The sequence below is a fragment of the Streptomyces sp. CA-179760 genome, from assembly GCF_050937045.1.
Lineage (GTDB): Bacteria > Actinomycetota > Actinomycetes > Streptomycetales > Streptomycetaceae > Streptomyces.
The window spans coordinates 4,650,382-4,667,055 of sequence record NZ_JBNJLZ010000001.1; the positions used below are offsets into that span (position 1 = coordinate 4,650,382).

General features: G+C 70.5%; 20 protein-coding genes and 1 tRNA gene. 15 read left to right on the forward strand and 6 right to left on the reverse strand.

Translation table 11 applies throughout. The annotated features are described in order from the left end of the window. Positions 1 to 8: 8 nt before the first annotated feature. Complete coding sequence (locus ACQEV8_RS20915) at positions 9 to 1,640, reverse strand: helicase HerA-like domain-containing protein (RefSeq protein ID WP_432962385.1); 1,632 nt, start codon at positions 1,638 to 1,640, stop codon at positions 9 to 11. A 106-nt stretch (positions 1,641 to 1,746) separates the two neighbouring features. Here ACQEV8_RS20915 and ACQEV8_RS20920 point away from each other — a divergent pair, with 106 nt between their 5' ends. Next, on the forward strand, positions 1,747 to 2,043 hold the full coding sequence (locus tag ACQEV8_RS20920) for a type II toxin-antitoxin system VapB family antitoxin (RefSeq protein ID WP_003999914.1): 297 nt from the start codon (positions 1,747 to 1,749) through the stop codon (positions 2,041 to 2,043). Between the two features lie 152 nt (positions 2,044 to 2,195). Next, on the forward strand, positions 2,196 to 2,813 hold the full coding sequence (locus ACQEV8_RS20925) for a LytR C-terminal domain-containing protein (RefSeq protein WP_432972854.1): 618 nt from the start codon (positions 2,196 to 2,198) through the stop codon (positions 2,811 to 2,813). Positions 2,814 to 2,853: 40 nt separating this feature from the next. Here ACQEV8_RS20925 and upp read toward each other — a convergent pair whose 3' ends face one another. Continuing rightward, on the reverse strand, positions 2,854 to 3,489 hold the full coding sequence (upp, locus tag ACQEV8_RS20930; RefSeq protein ID WP_189727300.1) for a uracil phosphoribosyltransferase: 636 nt from the start codon (positions 3,487 to 3,489) through the stop codon (positions 2,854 to 2,856). A 108-nt stretch (positions 3,490 to 3,597) separates the two neighbouring features. On the opposite strand from upp, the gene ACQEV8_RS20935 reads away from it, so the two are divergent. From ACQEV8_RS20935 to ACQEV8_RS20970, 8 genes are all read left to right on the forward strand, one after another. Continuing rightward, the gene (locus ACQEV8_RS20935; protein WP_432972857.1) at positions 3,598 to 3,831 is read left to right on the forward strand and encodes a hypothetical protein; all 234 of its coding nucleotides are present in this window, start codon (positions 3,598 to 3,600) and stop codon (positions 3,829 to 3,831) included. 731 nt (positions 3,832 to 4,562) lie between these two features. Beyond that, a complete protein-coding gene (locus ACQEV8_RS20940) occupies positions 4,563 to 5,111 on the forward strand; it encodes a hypothetical protein (protein ID WP_432962387.1) in 549 nt (182 codons plus the stop codon). A 56-nt stretch (positions 5,112 to 5,167) separates the two neighbouring features. Further along, positions 5,168 to 5,599: a tRNA adenosine(34) deaminase TadA gene (gene tadA / locus ACQEV8_RS20945; RefSeq protein ID WP_432962388.1), complete on the forward strand. Its 432-nt coding sequence runs from the start codon at positions 5,168 to 5,170 to the stop codon at positions 5,597 to 5,599. Positions 5,600 to 5,644: 45 nt separating this feature from the next. After that, positions 5,645 to 5,729, forward strand: a tRNA-Ser gene (locus ACQEV8_RS20950). A 115-nt stretch (positions 5,730 to 5,844) separates the two neighbouring features. After that, positions 5,845 to 6,021 (forward strand): hypothetical protein, encoded by a 177-nt coding sequence (locus tag ACQEV8_RS20955; protein WP_432962390.1) that lies wholly within the window; start codon positions 5,845 to 5,847, stop codon positions 6,019 to 6,021. Further along, on the forward strand, positions 6,021 to 6,314 hold the full coding sequence (locus tag ACQEV8_RS20960) for a Dabb family protein (protein ID WP_432962392.1): 294 nt from the start codon (positions 6,021 to 6,023) through the stop codon (positions 6,312 to 6,314). The genes ACQEV8_RS20955 and ACQEV8_RS20960 overlap by 1 nt, the downstream gene beginning before the upstream one ends. 153 nt (positions 6,315 to 6,467) lie before the next feature. Beyond that, positions 6,468 to 7,376 (forward strand): RNA polymerase sigma factor SigF, encoded by a 909-nt coding sequence (locus ACQEV8_RS20965; protein WP_432962394.1) that lies wholly within the window; start codon positions 6,468 to 6,470, stop codon positions 7,374 to 7,376. A gap of 268 nt (positions 7,377 to 7,644) precedes the next feature. After that, positions 7,645 to 8,550: an RNA polymerase sigma factor SigF gene (locus ACQEV8_RS20970; RefSeq protein WP_382492514.1), complete on the forward strand. Its 906-nt coding sequence runs from the start codon at positions 7,645 to 7,647 to the stop codon at positions 8,548 to 8,550. 424 nt (positions 8,551 to 8,974) lie between these two features. On the opposite strand, the gene ACQEV8_RS20975 is transcribed toward ACQEV8_RS20970, so the two are convergent. Continuing rightward, positions 8,975 to 9,175 carry a hypothetical protein gene (locus tag ACQEV8_RS20975; protein ID WP_328412956.1) on the reverse strand — a complete coding sequence of 67 codons (201 nt, stop codon included), beginning with the start codon at positions 9,173 to 9,175 and terminating at the stop codon, positions 8,975 to 8,977. A gap of 215 nt (positions 9,176 to 9,390) precedes the next feature. On the opposite strand from ACQEV8_RS20975, the gene ACQEV8_RS20980 reads away from it, so the two are divergent. The 3 genes from ACQEV8_RS20980 (at position 9,391) to ACQEV8_RS20990 (ending at position 13,340) form a co-directional block, all read left to right on the forward strand. Then, complete coding sequence (locus tag ACQEV8_RS20980) at positions 9,391 to 9,879, forward strand: MarR family winged helix-turn-helix transcriptional regulator (protein ID WP_432962397.1); 489 nt, start codon at positions 9,391 to 9,393, stop codon at positions 9,877 to 9,879. A gap of 13 nt (positions 9,880 to 9,892) precedes the next feature. Next, positions 9,893 to 12,430, forward strand: a complete 2,538-nt coding sequence (locus tag ACQEV8_RS20985; RefSeq protein WP_432962399.1) for an MFS transporter — start codon at positions 9,893 to 9,895, stop codon at positions 12,428 to 12,430. Positions 12,431 to 12,518: 88 nt separating this feature from the next. After that, positions 12,519 to 13,340: a YceI family protein gene (locus ACQEV8_RS20990; RefSeq protein WP_432962401.1), complete on the forward strand. Its 822-nt coding sequence runs from the start codon at positions 12,519 to 12,521 to the stop codon at positions 13,338 to 13,340. Here ACQEV8_RS20990 and ACQEV8_RS20995 read toward each other — a convergent pair. Together ACQEV8_RS20995 and ACQEV8_RS21000 are read right to left on the reverse strand one after the other, a co-directional pair. Beyond that, positions 13,323 to 14,033, reverse strand: a complete 711-nt coding sequence (locus ACQEV8_RS20995) for a GAF and ANTAR domain-containing protein (RefSeq protein ID WP_432962403.1) — start codon at positions 14,031 to 14,033, stop codon at positions 13,323 to 13,325. The genes ACQEV8_RS20990 and ACQEV8_RS20995 overlap by 18 nt on opposite strands. 57 nt (positions 14,034 to 14,090) lie before the next feature. Further along, positions 14,091 to 14,813, reverse strand: coding sequence for an ANTAR domain-containing protein (locus tag ACQEV8_RS21000; protein WP_432962405.1), 723 nt, complete (start codon positions 14,811 to 14,813; stop codon positions 14,091 to 14,093). 216 nt (positions 14,814 to 15,029) lie between these two features. On the opposite strand from ACQEV8_RS21000, the gene ACQEV8_RS21005 reads away from it, so the two are divergent. Further along, complete coding sequence (locus ACQEV8_RS21005; RefSeq protein WP_432972860.1) at positions 15,030 to 15,383, forward strand: STAS domain-containing protein; 354 nt, start codon at positions 15,030 to 15,032, stop codon at positions 15,381 to 15,383. A 10-nt stretch (positions 15,384 to 15,393) separates the two neighbouring features. Continuing rightward, on the forward strand, positions 15,394 to 15,864 hold the full coding sequence (locus ACQEV8_RS21010; RefSeq protein WP_432962407.1) for a PPOX class F420-dependent oxidoreductase: 471 nt from the start codon (positions 15,394 to 15,396) through the stop codon (positions 15,862 to 15,864). Here ACQEV8_RS21010 and ACQEV8_RS21015 read toward each other — a convergent pair whose 3' ends face one another. Continuing rightward, positions 15,865 to 16,629: a TetR/AcrR family transcriptional regulator gene (locus ACQEV8_RS21015; protein ID WP_432962409.1), complete on the reverse strand. Its 765-nt coding sequence runs from the start codon at positions 16,627 to 16,629 to the stop codon at positions 15,865 to 15,867. Positions 16,630 to 16,674: the final 45 nt, after the last annotated feature.

Sequence of the window (16,674 nt, forward strand, 5' to 3'; positions counted from 1 at the left end):
GCGTAGGGCTAGCGCCTCCGCCGCCCCGAACGCCGGGCCGTCCCGAACAGCGACCGCGTGATCTCCCGCCCGATCTGCGTCCCCACGGACCGGGCCAGGGACTTGAACACCCCGCTGCCGACCACCTGCTCCACGGCTGACGGCCGTTCCTCCGCACGTTCCTCCACCGGGGCGGTGGCGTCGTCCCGCATCTCGTCCGGCCCCTTCGCCCCCCGGCCGCGCCGGTCACCTCGGCCTCCCCGGTCGTCCGTCAGCCGCTCGTACGCCGACTCCCGGTCCACGGCCCGGGCGTACCGCTCGTACAGCGGCGATTCCGCCACCGCCCGGTCCAGGGCCTCCTGGCCGACCGGGCCCATCAGGGACTCGGGCGCGCGCAGCCGGGTCGCGGCGACGGGCGTCGGGGCGCCCTTCTCGCTCAGCACCGTCACCACCGCCTCGCCCGTCCCCAGGTTGGTCAGCACCTCTTCGAGGTCGTAGGGGGACTTCGGGAAGGTCTTCACCGTGGCGTTCAGGGCCTTCTGGTCGTCGGGGGTGAAGGCACGCAGCGCGTGCTGGACGCGGTTGCCGAGCTGGGCGAGGACATCCGCGGGTACGTCCTTCGGGGTCTGCGTCACGAAGAAGACTCCGACCCCTTTCGAGCGAATCAGGCGCACGGTCTGCGTGATGGACTCCAGGAACGCCTCGGAGGCGTCGTCGAAGAGCAGATGCGCCTCGTCGAGGAAGAAGACCAGCCGGGGCTTGTCGACGTCGCCGAGCTCGGGCAGATCGTGGAAGAGGTCGGCGAGCAGCCACATCAGGAACGTCGAGAACAGGTGCGGCCGGTCCTGTACGGCGCTCAGCTCCAGGACCGAGACGACGCCGCGTCCGTCCTCACCCGTCCGCAGCAACTCGGCCGTGTCGAAATCCGGCTCCCCGAAGAAGCCGGACGCGCCCTGCGCCTCGAAGGCCGTCAGGGACCGCAGGATCACCCCGGCCGTGGCGGCCGACAGACCGCCGATCGTCTTCAGCTCCTGGCGGCCCTCGTCCGAGGTCAGGAAGGTCACGACCGCCCGGAGGTCCTTGAGGTCGATCAGCTCCAGGCCCTTGCTGTCGGCGTAGTGGAAGATCAGGGCGAGGGACTGCTCCTGGGTCCGGTTCAGCCGCAGCACCTTGGACAGCAGCACCGGTCCGAAGCCGGTGACCGTGGCCCGGACGGGGATGCCGTGGCCGACGCCGCCCAGGGCGTAGTACTCGGCCGGGAAGCCGGTCGCCGTCCAGCGCTGGTGGACGTCCCCGGCCCGGCCCTCGACCCGGGCGTCCGGGCGGCCCGGCGCCGCGATCCCGGAGAGATCGCCCTTGATGTCGGCGAGGAAGACGGGCACACCCTGGGCGGACAGCTGCTCGGCGATCAGCTGGAGCGTCTTGGTCTTGCCGGTGCCGGTGGCGCCCGCGACCAGGCCATGGCGGTTGAGCATCGCCAGCGGCACCCGGATCTGCGCGTCCGGCAGGCACCGCCCGTCCCACAGCAGGGCGCCCAGCTGCAGGGCTGGTCCGGAGAAGGCGTAGCCGGAGGCGATCTTCAGGGCCTCCTGGGGGAGGGCGGCAGCACGCTCCGACACTTCCGGAGCCGGGGCCGACGGCATGGTCTCGCGGTCCGGCATATTCACGCCCCTGTTCCCGGTTCGTACCGTCTTGTGGGGTTTTTTTCAGCGTCGCACTACGGCGCCATGGCTGCGCCCGGAACGTCTTGCCCGGTAGGCTTTCCGTGTGATCTTCAAGCGCATCGGAAACGGCCGGCCGTACCCCGACCACGGCCGGGAAAGCACCCGGCAGTGGGCGGACGTCGCACCGCGCCCGGTCCGCCTCGATCAGCTCGTGACGACCAAGGGGCAGCTGGACCTGGAGACCCTCCTCGCCGAGGACTCGACGTTCTACGGCGACCTCTTCGCGCATGTCGTGAAGTGGCAGGGCGATCTGTACCTGGAGGACGGCCTGCACCGCGCGGTGCGGGCGGCGCTCCAGCAGCGCCAGGTGCTGCACGCGCGCGTGCTCGAGCTGGACTGACCCTCCGCCGGTAAAGGGCCGGCCCTGTCGGTAACGGCTTGCCCCTTTCGGGGGTCGTCTGGTCCGTCTGGCCGAAGTCGAATGATCATCTAGTAGGCATCGTCGCCCGAGCGCACTACGCTGCGCTCATGAGCATGCTGACTCCCCCCGGCATGGGCGGCAAGTACCGCATCACGGGCAACAAGCACCCCCGGATGCGCGGGCCCCGGCGGCGCGGCAGGCTCGTCGTCGTGGTCGTCGCCTCCGTGGCCGTGCTCGGCGTGGGCGGCTGGGGCACGCTGCAGCTCATCGACGTCTTCACCGGCGGCGTCGACAAGGCTTCGGCAGCCGGCAACGGCACGGACTGCGCCCCCAAGACCAAGGCGAGTGCCTCGCCCGCTGCCAAGGCGCTGCCCGAGCCGCGCACGATCACGGTCAACGTCTTCAACGCCACCACCCGCAGCGGCCTGGCGAAGAAGACCGCCGACGAGCTGAAGAAGCGCGGCTTCAAGATCGGCGACGTGGGCAACGCGACCAAGCAGTACGACAAGAAGGTCAAGGGCACCGGCGTGCTGCTCGGCCCCGCCGCCGCCCTCGACGCCTCGCTGCCGGTGCTCGGCACGCAGCTCCCGGGCGCCGAACGGCGTACGGAGGCGGCGCGCAAGGGTGCCGCGGTCGACCTCGTCATCGGCGACGGCTTCAAGGAACTGGCGAAGAAGCCCGCCGCCGACCGGGCCCTGGCCGAACTGACCAGGCCCGGGCCGGCGGCTACGCCGAAGAAGGACTGCTGAGCGGGTTGATGCGAGGGCCCTTCATGGGCCCGGGAATGTCCTACTCCGCCGCGCCGTACATCCGGTCGCCCGCGTCGCCGAGGCCGGGCACGATGTAGCCGTGCTCGTTCAGGCGCTCGTCGACCGAGGCGGTCACGACCGTCACCGGGGTGCCGGCCAGCTCGCGCTCCATGATCTCGACGCCCTCCGGGGCGGCCAGCAGCACCACGGCGGTCACGTCGTCGGCGCCGCGCTTGATCAGCTCCTGGATCGCCGCGACCAGCGTGCCGCCGGTGGCGAGCATCGGGTCCAGCACGTACACCTGACGTCCCGACAGGTCCTCCGGCATCCGCGTCGCGTACGTGGAGGCCTCGAGCGTCTCCTCGTTGCGGATCATGCCGAGGAAGCCCACCTCGGCGGTCGGCAGCAGCCGGACCATGCCGTCCAGCATGCCGAGCCCGGCCCGCAGGATCGGCACCACCAGGGGGCGCGGGTGGGAGAGCTTGACGCCCGTGGTCGTGGCCACCGGCGTCCGGATGTCGACCTGCTCGGTGCGCACGTCGCGCGTGGCCTCGTAGGCGAGCAGGGTGACCAGCTCGTCGGCGAGACGGCGGAAGGTCGCGGAGTCGGTGCGCTGGTCGCGCAGCGTGGTGAGCTTGTGGGCGACCAGCGGGTGGTCGACGACGTGGAGACGCATGTCCACAACAGTAGCCGGGCCGGGTGACACGGGCCGCACGGCGTTCGCCGGCGTCAATCGCCCCTCCGAGGGAAGGCGGGGAAGGACGAACTGGGGGTGATGAGCCAGATGCCCGACCGGAAATACCGAGAAGATCCGTCGCCGCGCGCATGGCCCGGGGCGGGCCCGGCGGCCGGCCGGACGGACGAGCCTGACGTGTCGTCCGCCGAACGCCGCCGACGCCGCGCCCGCTTCCTGCGCGACCTCGCCGAGGCCCGCGAACTACGCGACCGGGTCCAGCCCCGCCGCGCCAAGACGGCTCGCCTACGACACGCCATGCGCATGCGCACATTCCGCTGGTAGCACCGGTCGCGCACGCCGGCCGCCCGAACGAACCCACCGGCGGGCCCGCACACCTGCCACCGGCAGACCCGCCCGCGCCAGGCTCCGGCCCGGCCGACTCCGGCCCTCGGCCCGGCACCCGTCCGACCGCCGGCCCCGCATCCGTCCGGCCTGGGGCCCAGACGGGTTCTGTCGGCGGCGCCCGCCTGCCTTCCGCCGATGGGCCCCGGGCGCCGTCCGTCAAGAGCGCGGCCCTCCACGACGCGCAGGTTTGCCGGCACCCGTACGCGTCCATCGGTGTCGTGCCGCCCCACGGGTTTGCCGTGGCCCCGCGGGCCCGTCCGTGAGAGCCGGATGCGTCCGCCGGCGGAACCGATCGCGTCCCGCCCGCAGAACCCGCCCGCCTTCGCCCCTCCCCCCGAGGGAACCCGTACACGCCCGACCGTGGGACAGACCCCCATGTCTTCCTCCTGGTAGGAAACGGGTGAGGAAACCGTCGGAGAAGATCACGAACCGCGCGGGCGTTGTCGCGGTGACCATGGGTGAAGTGAGGGAAAGCCGCGTACGATCCGCAGGTGGCGGCAACGGGCGGGCGATCAAAACTGCCGGACACAGGGTGCCGAAGACGTCCCCTGAACGCCTGGTTTCTGCCACGATTCCGAGTGGGCGGGGCTCGGACGAGCACTCCCCGCCCTCAACCTCCGCCGGGGGGACCCCCAACCGGCACGCCTCTGACCAGTGGGAGAGTCACGGTGTACTTCGCCGCACTGCTCGCGCGCACCGAAGACGGGTGGAAAGCGAGCGACACAGAGCTCGACGATGTGGAAACCCTGTCGGATCTTGCCGACCTGGCCCGTGAATCCTCCCCCGACGAGGACACGGTGCTCGTGCTCATCGAGCAGGAGGACGCCTGGTTCGGCGTCGTCCGCCTGGACGGCGAGGACGACCCTCGCATCTACGTCTCCGACGCCGCCGCCGCTGCCCGCAGCAGCTACGGCGAGATCCTCCTCACCGACGAACTGCTCGGCCGCGACCCGGACGCCGGGGACGACCTGGACGCCCTCGACCTCGACGGCACCGAGGACGGTGAACCCGACGAGGACGAGGACGAGGACGAGGCCGACGGCGGCGACGGGGCCACCGGGTCGGCGGACGCCGTGCCGCACGGTCCGGTCGGCGACCCCCAGATCCTCGACGACCTCGGCGTCAGCGAGAAGGAGCTGCGCCTGATGTCGACCGAGGCCGTCACCGAGATCGCCGAGTCCCTGGGCGCCTCGGAGACCCTGGAGACCGTCCGCTGACCGGTCCCGCCAGGCCAGGACCGCCGGATCCGGTACGGGACCCCTGGCGACCCGCGATGCGACTCGCCCTGGACCAGGCCGCCGGGGCCGTCCGGGGCGGAGACGTCCCCGTCGGCGCCGTCGTACTGGCCCCGGACGGCACGACCGTGCTCGCGGCCGGGCACAACGAACGCGAGGCCGGCGGCGACCCGACGGCCCACGCGGAACTCCTCGCCATCCGCCGGGCCGCCGCCGAGCTCGGCCGGTGGCGGCTCGCCGGCTGCACCCTCGTGGTGACACTGGAGCCCTGCACGATGTGCGCGGGCGCCATCCAGCAGTCCCGCGTCGACCGTCTCGTCTACGGCGCCCGTGACGAGAAGGCCGGCGCGGCCGGCTCCCTCTGGGATTTGGTCCGCGACCGGCGGCTCAACCACCGTCCCGAGGTGATCGAGGGCGTGCTCGCCGAGGAGTGCTCCCGGCTGCTCACCGAGTTCTTCCGAGGCCGCTGAATACCGATTTCAAGGCATGCCGCACCTTGCTGTAGTGTCTCCCTCGGTAGCGTGTCCGAGCGGCCGAAGGAGCTCGCCTCGAAAGCGAGTGTGGCGCAAGTCACCGAGGGTTCAAATCCCTCCGCTACCGCTTGAGAAGGGCCCCGTCGTCAGATGGGGCCCTTCGTGCGATCTGCCCCTTCGTGCGGTCGGACCTTCGTGCGATCATGTGCGCTGCATGGGACACCAGGGACAGGGAGGCCGCGATGGCGGTGAACGCGAAGAAGGTCGCCGTCTACGTCGCCGTGGTCTTCGTGGCGTACGTGATCATCACGGACCCGAAGAAGGCCTCCGACTACGTCCTTATTGGGTTCCAGGGCATATCGGACGCCGCCAAGGCCCTCGGCGACTTCGCCACATGGGTCGCCGACGGAGGAAAGTGATGATCCGCCACCTGGTCCTCTTCAAGCTCAACGACGGCGTCGAACGCGACGACCCGCGCGTCGTGAAGGGCGTCGAGGCCTTCCGCGCGCTCGACGGCGCGATCCCCGAGCTCCGCTTCTGGGAGCTCGGCTGGAACATCAGCGACCGCCCCATCGCCCACGACTTCGCCATCAACTCGGCCTTCGACGACGCGGACGCGCTGCGCCGGTACGTGGAGCATCCCGACCACCAGGCGGGTGTCGCACTGTGGCGCGAGTTCGCCACGTGGGTGATCGCCGACTACGAGTTCTGAGGCCGCCCGGCCACCGGACTTCGAGCCCCCCGTCGTCTTGACGGGGGCTCTTCCGTGGTGCGCGCCGATGGATGCCGCTTTTCATCCCTCAACACGTAGTTATGGGGTGCTTGCGCACAGTGGACATGTGTTGTGATGCTATGACCGCTTTTGATGGAAGAGTCGACTGATGGGTTGACGGATGACGAGGTGGAGTTGACCGTGCTGGCCAGTACTGCGCCTCAGGCACCCTCCTCTGCCTCGGAAGCCTCCCCGGAAGCGACTTCCCAAGCGGCTCCGCAAACGACTCCTCAGCGGAGCCGTGGCGCCGACACGCGCGCCCTCACGCAGGTCCTCTTCGGCCAGCTCAAGGAGCTCCAGCCGGGCACGCCGGAGCACGACCGGGTGCGCGGGGCGCTCATCGAGGCCAATCTCCCGCTCGTGCGCTACGCGGCCGCCCGCTTCCGCTCCCGCAACGAGCCGATGGAGGACGTCGTCCAGGTCGGCACCATCGGGCTCATCAACGCCATCGACCGCTTCGACCCGGACCGGGGCGTGCAGTTCCCGACCTTCGCCATGCCGACGGTCGTCGGCGAGATCAAGCGGTACTTCCGCGACAACGTCCGTACGGTCCACGTACCGCGCCGGCTGCACGAGCTGTGGGTGCAGGTCAACAGCGCGACCGAGGACCTGACCACCTCGTTCGGGCGCACGCCGACGACCTCGGAGATCGCCGAGCGGCTGCGCATCACCGAGGACGAGGTGCTCTCCTGCATCGAGGCCGGGCGGTCGTACCACGCGACCTCACTGGAGGCCGCGCAGGAGGGCGACGGGCTGCCGGGGCTGCTGGACCGGCTCGGCTACGAGGATCCCGCGCTGGACGGCGTGGAGCACCGGGATCTCGTACGACACCTGCTCGTACAACTGCCAGAGCGGGAGCAGCGGATTCTGCTGCTGCGGTACTACAGCAATCTCACGCAGTCTCAGATCAGTGCGGAACTCGGCGTCTCGCAGATGCACGTCTCGCGGCTACTCGCGCGTAGCTTCCAGCGATTGCGGTCTGCGAACAGAATCGACGCGTAACCGCAAACAGGAGCGAGAGGTCACCTGGGCGAGGGAATCGCTCATCAGGGCCGTTCCCGGCAGTTGCGGGCCGATAGACCGTCAGACCCCTTGTTTGCAGGGCTTATTCGCGTCTCAGATGTCGACATGTCACTACAGCGTGTTGCCGACATGTGACATTCTGCGGGAAGCGCGTTTGCCGGGGCTTCGGCTCCGGTATTCAGGTGAAGGCTGCGTTCCCCAGACGGGAGCGTTCGCCGCGACCGTCCCGCGACCCAAAGGGGGTGGCATGTCCGCAGAACAGGGCAGCTCGAAGGTGCTCACACTCGCGGAGAGCGAGACAGCTCCCCATGCTCTCGACTCACTCGGCCCCATCGATGATGCTCCGGCCGTCCTGGCGGCCGAGCCCGCCCCGGTGATTCCGACCGCGGGCGCCATCGACACCCGCACCCTGTCCCGTTCCCTGTTCCTGCGGCTGGCCGCGCTCGACGAGGACAGCCCCGAGCGTGCGTACGTCCGTGACACTCTGATCGAGCTCAACCTGCCGCTGGTGCGGTACGCCGCCGCGCGGTTCCGGTCCCGGAACGAGCCGATGGAGGACATCGTCCAGGTCGGCACGATCGGGCTGATCAAGGCGATCGACCGGTTCGACTGCGAACGCGGGGTGGAGTTCCCGACCTTCGCGATGCCGACGGTGGTCGGGGAGATCAAGCGGTTCTTCCGTGACACGTCGTGGTCGGTGCGGGTGCCGCGGCGGCTGCAGGAGTTGCGGCTGGCGCTGACGAAGGCCAGTGACGAGCTCTCGCAGAAGCTGGACCGGTCTCCTACGGTCACCGAACTCGCGGCCGTGCTCGGGGTGTCCGAGGAGGACGTCGTCGACGGGCTGGCGGTGGGGAACGCGTACACGGCGTCCTCGCTGGACTCGCCGGCGCCGGAGGACGACGGCGGCGAGGGGTCGCTGGCGGACCGGCTGGGGTACGAGGACACCGCGCTGGAGGGCGTGGAGTACCGCGAGTCCCTGAAGCCGCTGCTGGCCAAGCTGCCGCCTCGTGAGCGGCGGATCATCATGCTGCGGTTCTTCGCGAACATGACCCAGTCGCAGATCGGCGAGGAGGTCGGCATCTCGCAGATGCACGTCTCCCGGCTACTGACGCGGACGCTGGCGCAGCTGCGGGAAGGTCTGATCTCGGATTGACGACGCGGGGCGGCCCACGGCTTTGTCGTAGGGCCGCCTACGGGTTGTTCGTGGCGGGCCCTACGCCTGCGGCGGCCTGTGCGGCTTCGGTGGGGGTGCGCGTAGCGCCTGTGCCGTGGTGGTGGGTCGGGGCCGCGCCGCGGGGTATCCGTCCTCGGAACGTCGCGATGGGCTTGGACGCCGACTGACTGTCCGTTGACGCGACAACCGCTGCGGGCGGACACTCCCCTTCCGTGAGCCGGCGGCTGCGGGCGCGTCGTGGCTCAGCCGCTCCAGCTGCGGGCATGCGTGCCGCTAGGGGCGGTACGGGTGGGCGCAGCGGCACCTCGTCGCGCCGAGTCGCGCACCCACCCGGCCTCAGCAACAACGTCGAGCACTCGGAAACCGGCCGCAGAGGTGCCGGGTCGGAAACCTGCCGTGCGCGTTAAGCCAGCGCCAGCCAAGCCACCGCCGCGACAACCGCTACGGCGACTACGACGCCGAGGATGAGGCCGATGCGCGGGCCGCCGCCGGCGGACGTCGCCGCGGCCTGCCGCCCCTGCGGGGCCTCGTCGACGAACGCGCGGAACATCTGGGTGTTGCCGGCAGGGTCGTGGTTGCCCTGGGGGGCCTGGTTGTTAGCCATGGCCCGAGACCCTAGCGAAAACGCCGGGGCTCCCCAAGTGGGGGTTGGCCTTCCGTTTGCCCCGGGACGACCGGTACAGCCACCCTCGCCACCAGCACATTTACTGACGCAATACTTGCCTTTGCCAAGTTTTGGCGCCACATTCACCTCCTTTATTTGCCTGCAGCAACCAACAGCTCCTATGGTTGCCCTAAGCAACGAAAGCGGGAGGTGTCATGGCCGAGAGGGCGCAGTACGAAGAGCTGGTCCGCCAGTTCAGTGCCTTCGGCGCCGTGAAGCGGGAGCTCGGCCGGATCATGCCGGCCGAATGCCCCGGGGGGTCGGCGGCCGTTCTGACCCTGCTGGGCCGCCATGGCGACATGCGCATGAGCAAGCTCGCCGAGCTGCTCGCGGTGGACATGTCGGTCACCAGCCGCCATGTCACGCACGTCGTGGACCGGGGCTGGATCGAACGCTCCCCCGACCCTGCGGACAAGCGCTCGCGCATCCTGCGCCTCACCCCCGCCGGCGACGCACAGCTCGACGAGCTGTCCCGGCGGACCACCGAGGTGCTGGAAGAGCGCCTGAGCGACTGGTCCGACGAGGACGTCCGCCGGCTCACGCACCTGATGGCGCGACTGCGGGAGAGCTTCGACTGCCGGCCCGCGCCCCGGGCGGCACCACCCGCTGTCGAACAGACCACCCGTACACCCGCAAGCACGTAAGAAAAGGAAGCCCATGGCAACGACCACACCAGCCGGTGTGCGGGCTCATGCCAAGCACGGAGGAGGCTCGCACAGCTCCTCCGGCGACGGCGCTCCGATGACGCACCGGCAGATCATGGAGGCCCTCACCGGCCTCCTGCTCGGCATGTTCGTCGCGATCCTGTCGTCGACGATCGTCTCCAACGCCCTGCCCCGGATCATCGGCGACCTCGGTGGCGGCCAGAGCGCCTACACCTGGGTCGTGACCGCGTCCCTGCTGACGATGACCGCGTCCACCCCGCTGTGGGGCAAGCTCGCCGACCTGTTCTCCAAGAAGCTGCTGATCCAGGTCGCCCTGGTCATCTTCGTACTGGGGTCGGCGGCGGCGGGCATGTCGCAGAACCCCGGCATGCTCATCGGGTTCCGCGCGGTCCAGGGCATCGGCATGGGCGGCCTGTCCGCGCTGGCCCAGATCATCATGGCGGCGATGATCTCGCCGCGTGAGCGCGGCCGTTACAACGGTTATCTCGGCGCCACCTTCGCCACCGCCATGGTCGGCGGTCCGCTGGTCGGCGGTGTCATCACCGACACCGACTGGCTCGGCTGGCGCTGGTGCTTCTACGTCGGCGTGCCCTTCGCGGTGATCGCCCTGATCGTGCTGCAGAAGACCCTGCACCTGCCCGTGGTGAAGCGGAAGGTCAAGGTCGACTGGGCCGGCGCCTTCTTCATCACCGCTGCCGTCTGCCTGCTGCTGGTCTGGGTGACCTTCGCCGGTGACAAGTACGACTGGCTGTCCTGGCAGACGTACGCGATGGTCGGCGGTTCGCTGGTGCTGCTGGCGGTGTTCGTCCTCGTCGAGTCGAAGGCGAGCGAGCCGATCATTCCGCTGCGGCTGTTCCGCAACCGCACCATCACGCTGGCCTCCGTCGCCTCCCTGTTCGTCGGTGTCGCGATGTTCTCGGGGACCGTGTTCTTCAGCCAGTACTTCCAGCTGGCGCGCGACAAGTCGCCGACGATGTCCGGGGTCATGACCATTCCGATGATCGCGGGGCTGTTCGTCTCCTCGACCGTCTCCGGACAGGTCATCACCCGGACCGGGCGCTGGAAGGCGTGGCTGGTCGCAGGTGGTGTGCTGGTGACCGCGGGCCTCGGCCTGCTGAGCACGATCCGCTACGACACCGAGTACTGGCACATCGCGATCTTCATGGCGCTGCTGGGTCTCGGCATCGGCATGATGATGCAGAACCTGGTGCTCTGCACGCAGAACCAGGTGGAGCCGGGCGACCTGGGTGCCGCCAGCTCCACGGTGACCTTCTTCCGGTCCCTCGGCGGTGCGGTCGGCGTCTCGGCGCTGGGCGCCGTGCTGGGCAACAAGATCACCGACTACGTCAAGGACGGCCTCGCCGACCTCGGTCCCAAGGGCGCGGCCCTCGGCCACGCCGGCACGGGCGGGGGCGGCATCCCCGACCTCGACGCGATGCCCGCGCCGCTGCGCACCGTCGTGGAGAGCGCCTACGGCCACGGTGTCGCGGACGTCTTCCTCTACTCGGCTCCGCTGGCGCTGCTCGCCCTGCTGGTGTCGCTGTTCATCAAGGAGGTCCCGTTGAAGACGAAGGGCGGGCTGGCGCAGGCCGCCGAGCCGGAGACACCTGCCGAGGTTCCCGCTGATGCGGCCGTCGAGGCTCCCGCCTCGGAGAAGGCCGTGCCGAGCTGGGCCGTGGCGGAGAACGAGGCCGTCGACGGAACCGGGCCCGAGGGGACGCAGCGGCTCGCCGCCGTCGCCACGGCGGTCCGTCCGGAGGAGACCAGCGGCGGCGTCCCGGTGAAGGGATTCGTCCGCGGCGCCGAGTCCGCGCCCGTGCCGCAGGCCGCCGTCACGCTGATCTCCCTGGCCGGGCGTCAGCTGGGCCGGTCCGTGGCACAGGCCGACGGCTCGTACGCGGTCGACGCCCCGGGCTCCGGGTCGTACGTACTGATCGCTTCCGCCGACGGCTACCAGCCGCAGGCTTCCACGGTCGTGGTGAACGGCGAGCCGGTCGCCTACGACATCCTGCTCAGCGGCACCAGCGGGCTGACCGGTCTGGTGCGGGCCGCCGAGAACGGGCAGCCGGTCAAGGACGCGATGGTCATCGTGACCGATGTGCGCGGCGACCTGCTGGCCACCGGGACCACCGGTGAGCAGGGCGAGTTCACCTTCGCCGAGCTGGTGCCGGGGGCGGTGACCGTCGCGGTGAACGCCGCCGGGTTCCGGCCGCGTGCCCTGCCCGTCGAGGTGGGCGGCACCGGGGTCACCCGGGTCGAGATAGACCTGGACTCGGGCGCCCGCGTCCAGGGTGTCGTGCGGGCTCCGCACGGCCCGCTGGCCGATGCCCGAGTGACGCTGGTCGACCAGGCGGGCAACGTCGTCGGCTCGGCCACGACCGGCACGGACGGGGCGTACGCCTTCACCGACCTGGACGGCGGCGAGTACACCGTCATCGCCACGGGCTACCCGCCGGTGGCCACCGCCCTGACGGTGACCGGCCGCGGCGACGACGCCCACGACATCGAACTCGCCCACCCCGGCGAGTAGTCCGACCCCGGCCCGTGGCGGTGGGGCGCGCCCTGAGCGGAGGCGCGCCCCCTGTCGCGGGCCGGTTTCATTCTGAGGAGCAGCTGAGATGGGACTGACCGCGAGGATCCGTACCCGGGACGGTTGGGCCGTGTCGCACGCGGTCGTCACGGTGGCGGACATGAGGGGCGCGCAGGTGCTGCGTGCCGAGGCCGACGCCGAGGGCGCCGTGCGGGACGTGACACCGCTGGAGGCGGGGGCGTACACCGTCATCGTCACGGCCGTCGGGTACGCGCCCGCGGCCTCCAGTGTGATCGTCACCGCGAGGGGGCGGGCCGAGGTCGGCACGGTGACGCTGGCGCGGCAGGGCGGCACCGAGCTGCCTCCGCCGGGCCCGTGGACCGTGGACCCGGTGCACTCCAGCGTGGCCGCCGTGGCACAGCACCTGGGCATCTCCAGCGTGCACGGCCGGTTCACGGAGTTCTCCGGCTCGATCGAGATCGCCCCGGACGACGTCACCAAGTCCCGTGTGGAGGCGGTGATCCGGGCCGCGTCCGTCGACACCGGCAACGGCATGCGCGACGGGCACCTGAAGTCACCGGACTTTCTCGATGTCGAGCGGTTCCCCGAGATCACCTACCGGTCGACCGGGCTGACGGCGGCCGGGTCCGACCGGTGGACGGTCCACGGCGAACTGGGCATGCACGGTGTCGTACGGCCGGTCGACCTCGATCTGGCCTACCTCGGCACGGGCCCGGACCCGTGGGGCGGCACCCGCGCGGCGTTCCGTGCCACGACCGAACTGCACCGCGAGGACTTCGCGATGAACTACAACCAGGTCCTGCAGGCGGGCATCGCCGCCATCGGCACGACGCTCAAGGTGGAGCTGGACATCCAGGCCGTGCAGGGCACGTCACTTCCGGCGGTCTGAGGCCGGGTCCGCCGGCCGGGACACTCTGGCCACCAACTGGTCGCACAGGTCGCGGAGCTTGACGTTCCGGTCCTGTGAGATCCGGCGCAGCCGCTCCAGCGCGATGCGCGCGTCGATCCGCTCCCGGGCCATGAGGATGCCGATCGCCTGGTCGATGACGCTGCGGGAGAGCAGCGCGGTGCGTACGTCGGCCGCGGACTGGCGCCCGCGTTCGATGCGCAGCGCCACGTCGATCGCGTCCCCGGCCCGGGCCGCGAAGGCACGGGCCGCATCCCGGCCCGCGCCCAGCACCCCGGGCCGCTCGCCGTAGAAGTTGAGCGCCGCGCCCGTCTCGCCCTCGATGCCGATGGGCACGGCCAGCACACACCCGACGCCCACGGACAGCGCGTACCGCGTGTACGACGGCCAGCGGGACTCCGTCGACAGATCGGGAGCGTACTGCTCGGCGCCGGTCTCGGCGGCCTCGACGCAGGGGCCCGAACCGTTCTCGTACTGCCGCAGGTCCAGGCCGCTGGGCAGGCCGTCGCTGCCGGCCAGGGTGAGCAGCCGCCCGGCACGGCGCACCGTGATACTGCACGCTGCGGCGCCGGGCACCTCTCGCACCGCACGGTCGGTCAGATCGTGCAGCAGGGTGTCGAGACCACTGCTGCGCACCATCGCCTGGTCCAGCGTGTCGGACGTCTCGGAACTCATGACCGTACGTGTATCCCGTCGCGGCCCGCGCACGCCCCCGACGTAACCGGGCTCACGTCAGGTGCTGTTGTGCGTGCCGACGATGCGGCGGGCGATGTCGCGCAGTTTCACGTTCTCCCGCTGGGAGGCCCGCACCAGGCTCTCGAAGGCCGCGGCCGCGTCGATGCCCTGGCGCTCCATCAGGATGCCGGTGGCCTGGCCGATCAGGTCCCGGGTGTGCATGGCCTCGGTGAGCTGCTCGCGCACGGTCGCGGAGTCCAGGGCGATGCTGACGTGCGCGGTGAACAGCCGGCCGATGCGCGTCGCGTCCTCGTCGAAGACGCCCGGCTTGCGCGCGTAGGCCGTGAGCACGGTCAGCCGGCGGCGGTCGGCGCGCAGCCGCAGCGACAGCGCCGAGCGCAGGCCCAGGGCCGACAGCACGTCCCAGCCGTCGTCCGCCTCGCTGTCCCCTATCAGCGCCACCGGGTCGTTCCACAACCGCTCCCAGTGCCCGTGCGGTTCGCGGCCGGTGTGCCGGGCCTCCGCGGACCGCACGACCTCGTCGGTCCAGGCGAGTGTACGGAGTTGGCTGCCACGCTCGAGCGTGGAGATGCCGGCGTGCTCGGCCCCGGGCATCAGGTGCACGGCCAGCCGGACGGCCGTCCGCAGGGTGTTGTGGGGGGTGAGCGTCTCGTGCAGCTGCTGAGACGCCACCGTCAGGGCTTCGGCCAGCTCGGAGCCAGCCGGGAAACGGGGCAAATCAGGAAACTCGGACGCAGCCACCACGAACCTCTTCGGCATGCACGGCCATGGCCGTGCGCAGGAGAGCTCCGCAGCACATTCCCGACTGCGAGCACAGGACGGACAGCACTCTAGCTGCTCGGTTGCGTCCAGGTGACGTCCGGCCGACGGCCGCGACAGGCGCTTCCGCGGCCGCGGCCCGGCATGGTGGAATGGGCCCAAGGGTCAGGAAGCGGCCTTACCGGAATCCGGACGAACGTCTGCCAGGTGAGTGCTGTGACTTTCATCCCGAATCCCACCGAACCTCGGGACCTGCCCGGCCGTGTCTGCCTCACGATGCCCGCGGAGATCGACTTCTGCAACGCCGCCGAGCTGCTGCCGCTCATCATGTCCGCGGCCCGCGACCGTGGCGACCGGCTGGAGCTGCTCGTCCTCGACCTCTCCTGCACGTCCTTCATGGACTCCCAGGGCGTCCGCCTCATCAACGACGTCCGCCACCGGCTGCGCCCCGGGGCCCGGGTGCGCCTGGTGGCCCGGCCCGACGGCGTCACGAGCAGCGTTCTGGAGCTGACCGGACTGCGCCGGGACGTCCCCGTGTACGACAACCTCGCGGAGGCCATGGCGTCGTAGGCTGCCGCCCATGGCACCGAACATCGCGACGAACACCCGTGTCTCCCTCGACGAGTTGCTCGACTTCGTACGACCCCGGCACCACGCGATCCTGCTGACCCGGCGGGCCGATGAAGGCCCCCAGGGCTCACCCCTGACCTGCGGCGTCGACGACTCCGGCCGCATCGTGGTCTCCACCTACCCGGAGCGGGCCAAGACCCGCAACGCCAAGCGGGACCCGCGCGTGAGCCTGATCGTCCTGAGCGACGACTGGAACGGCCCCTGGGTCCAGATCGACGGCACCGCCGAGGTCGTCGACACTCCCGACTCCATCGAACCGCTCGTGGAGTACTACCGGAACATCGCCGGTGAGCACCCCGACTGGGACGAGTACCGCGCGGCCATGGCCAAGCAGGGCAAGTCGATCATCCGGATCACCCCGGAGCGCTGGGGTCCGGTGGCCACCGGCGGGTTCCCGGCGCGGCTGGTGGAAGGGGACTAGCTAGGGGTTCGCTTCGCGGGAGACGATCGTCTCGATGCCGGCGATCAGCAGCTCCAGCGCGAACTCGAAGTCCCGCTCCAGCATCTCCGCCACCGTGTCGCCGCCGCGGGCCGCCATCATCTCCTGGGACTCCTGGATGAGGTCGGCGGCCTGCGGGGACTCGGTCGCCGCGCTCATGGCGTCCTGGAAGTACTCGTCCAGGGTCATGCCGGTGGCCGCGGCCCGGGCGGAGAGATGGCCCTCGAGCGTGCCGTACCCGTAGACGAACTGGAAGACCGCCGAGATCGTGCTCGTCAGCCGGTTCGCGGGCAGTCCGGTCCTGCGGATCACGCGCTGCACGGCGCCCGAGAACGCCACGTTGTTGGGACCGATGTTGAGGTAGGTGCCGACCAGCTGCGACACCCAGGGGTGGCGCACCAGCAGGCTGCGGTACTCCCGGGCGAGGGCACGCACCTGGTCGCGCCAGCCCTCGTCGGCTTCCGCCTCGGGCAGCCGCATCTCGCCCATGGCCTCGTCCAGGGCGAGTTCGAGGAGGTCGTCCTTGGTGTCGACGTACCAGTAGACGGACATCGCGGTGACGTTCAGCTCTCCGGCCAGCCGCCGCATCGAGAACTTCGCCAGCCCCTCGGCGTCCAGCAGCCGCACGGTGACCTCGATGATGCGCGCCCGGTCCAGCCCGGAGGGCTGTCCCCCACCGCGTCGCCGGTGCGCCTTGCCGTCCAGCCAGACGCTGCTCCGCCCGGCTTTGTCGGCCGCTTTCGCCATGGCGCACCTTCCCTAACCTTCCAACGCCGATCATGCTAGTCGGCG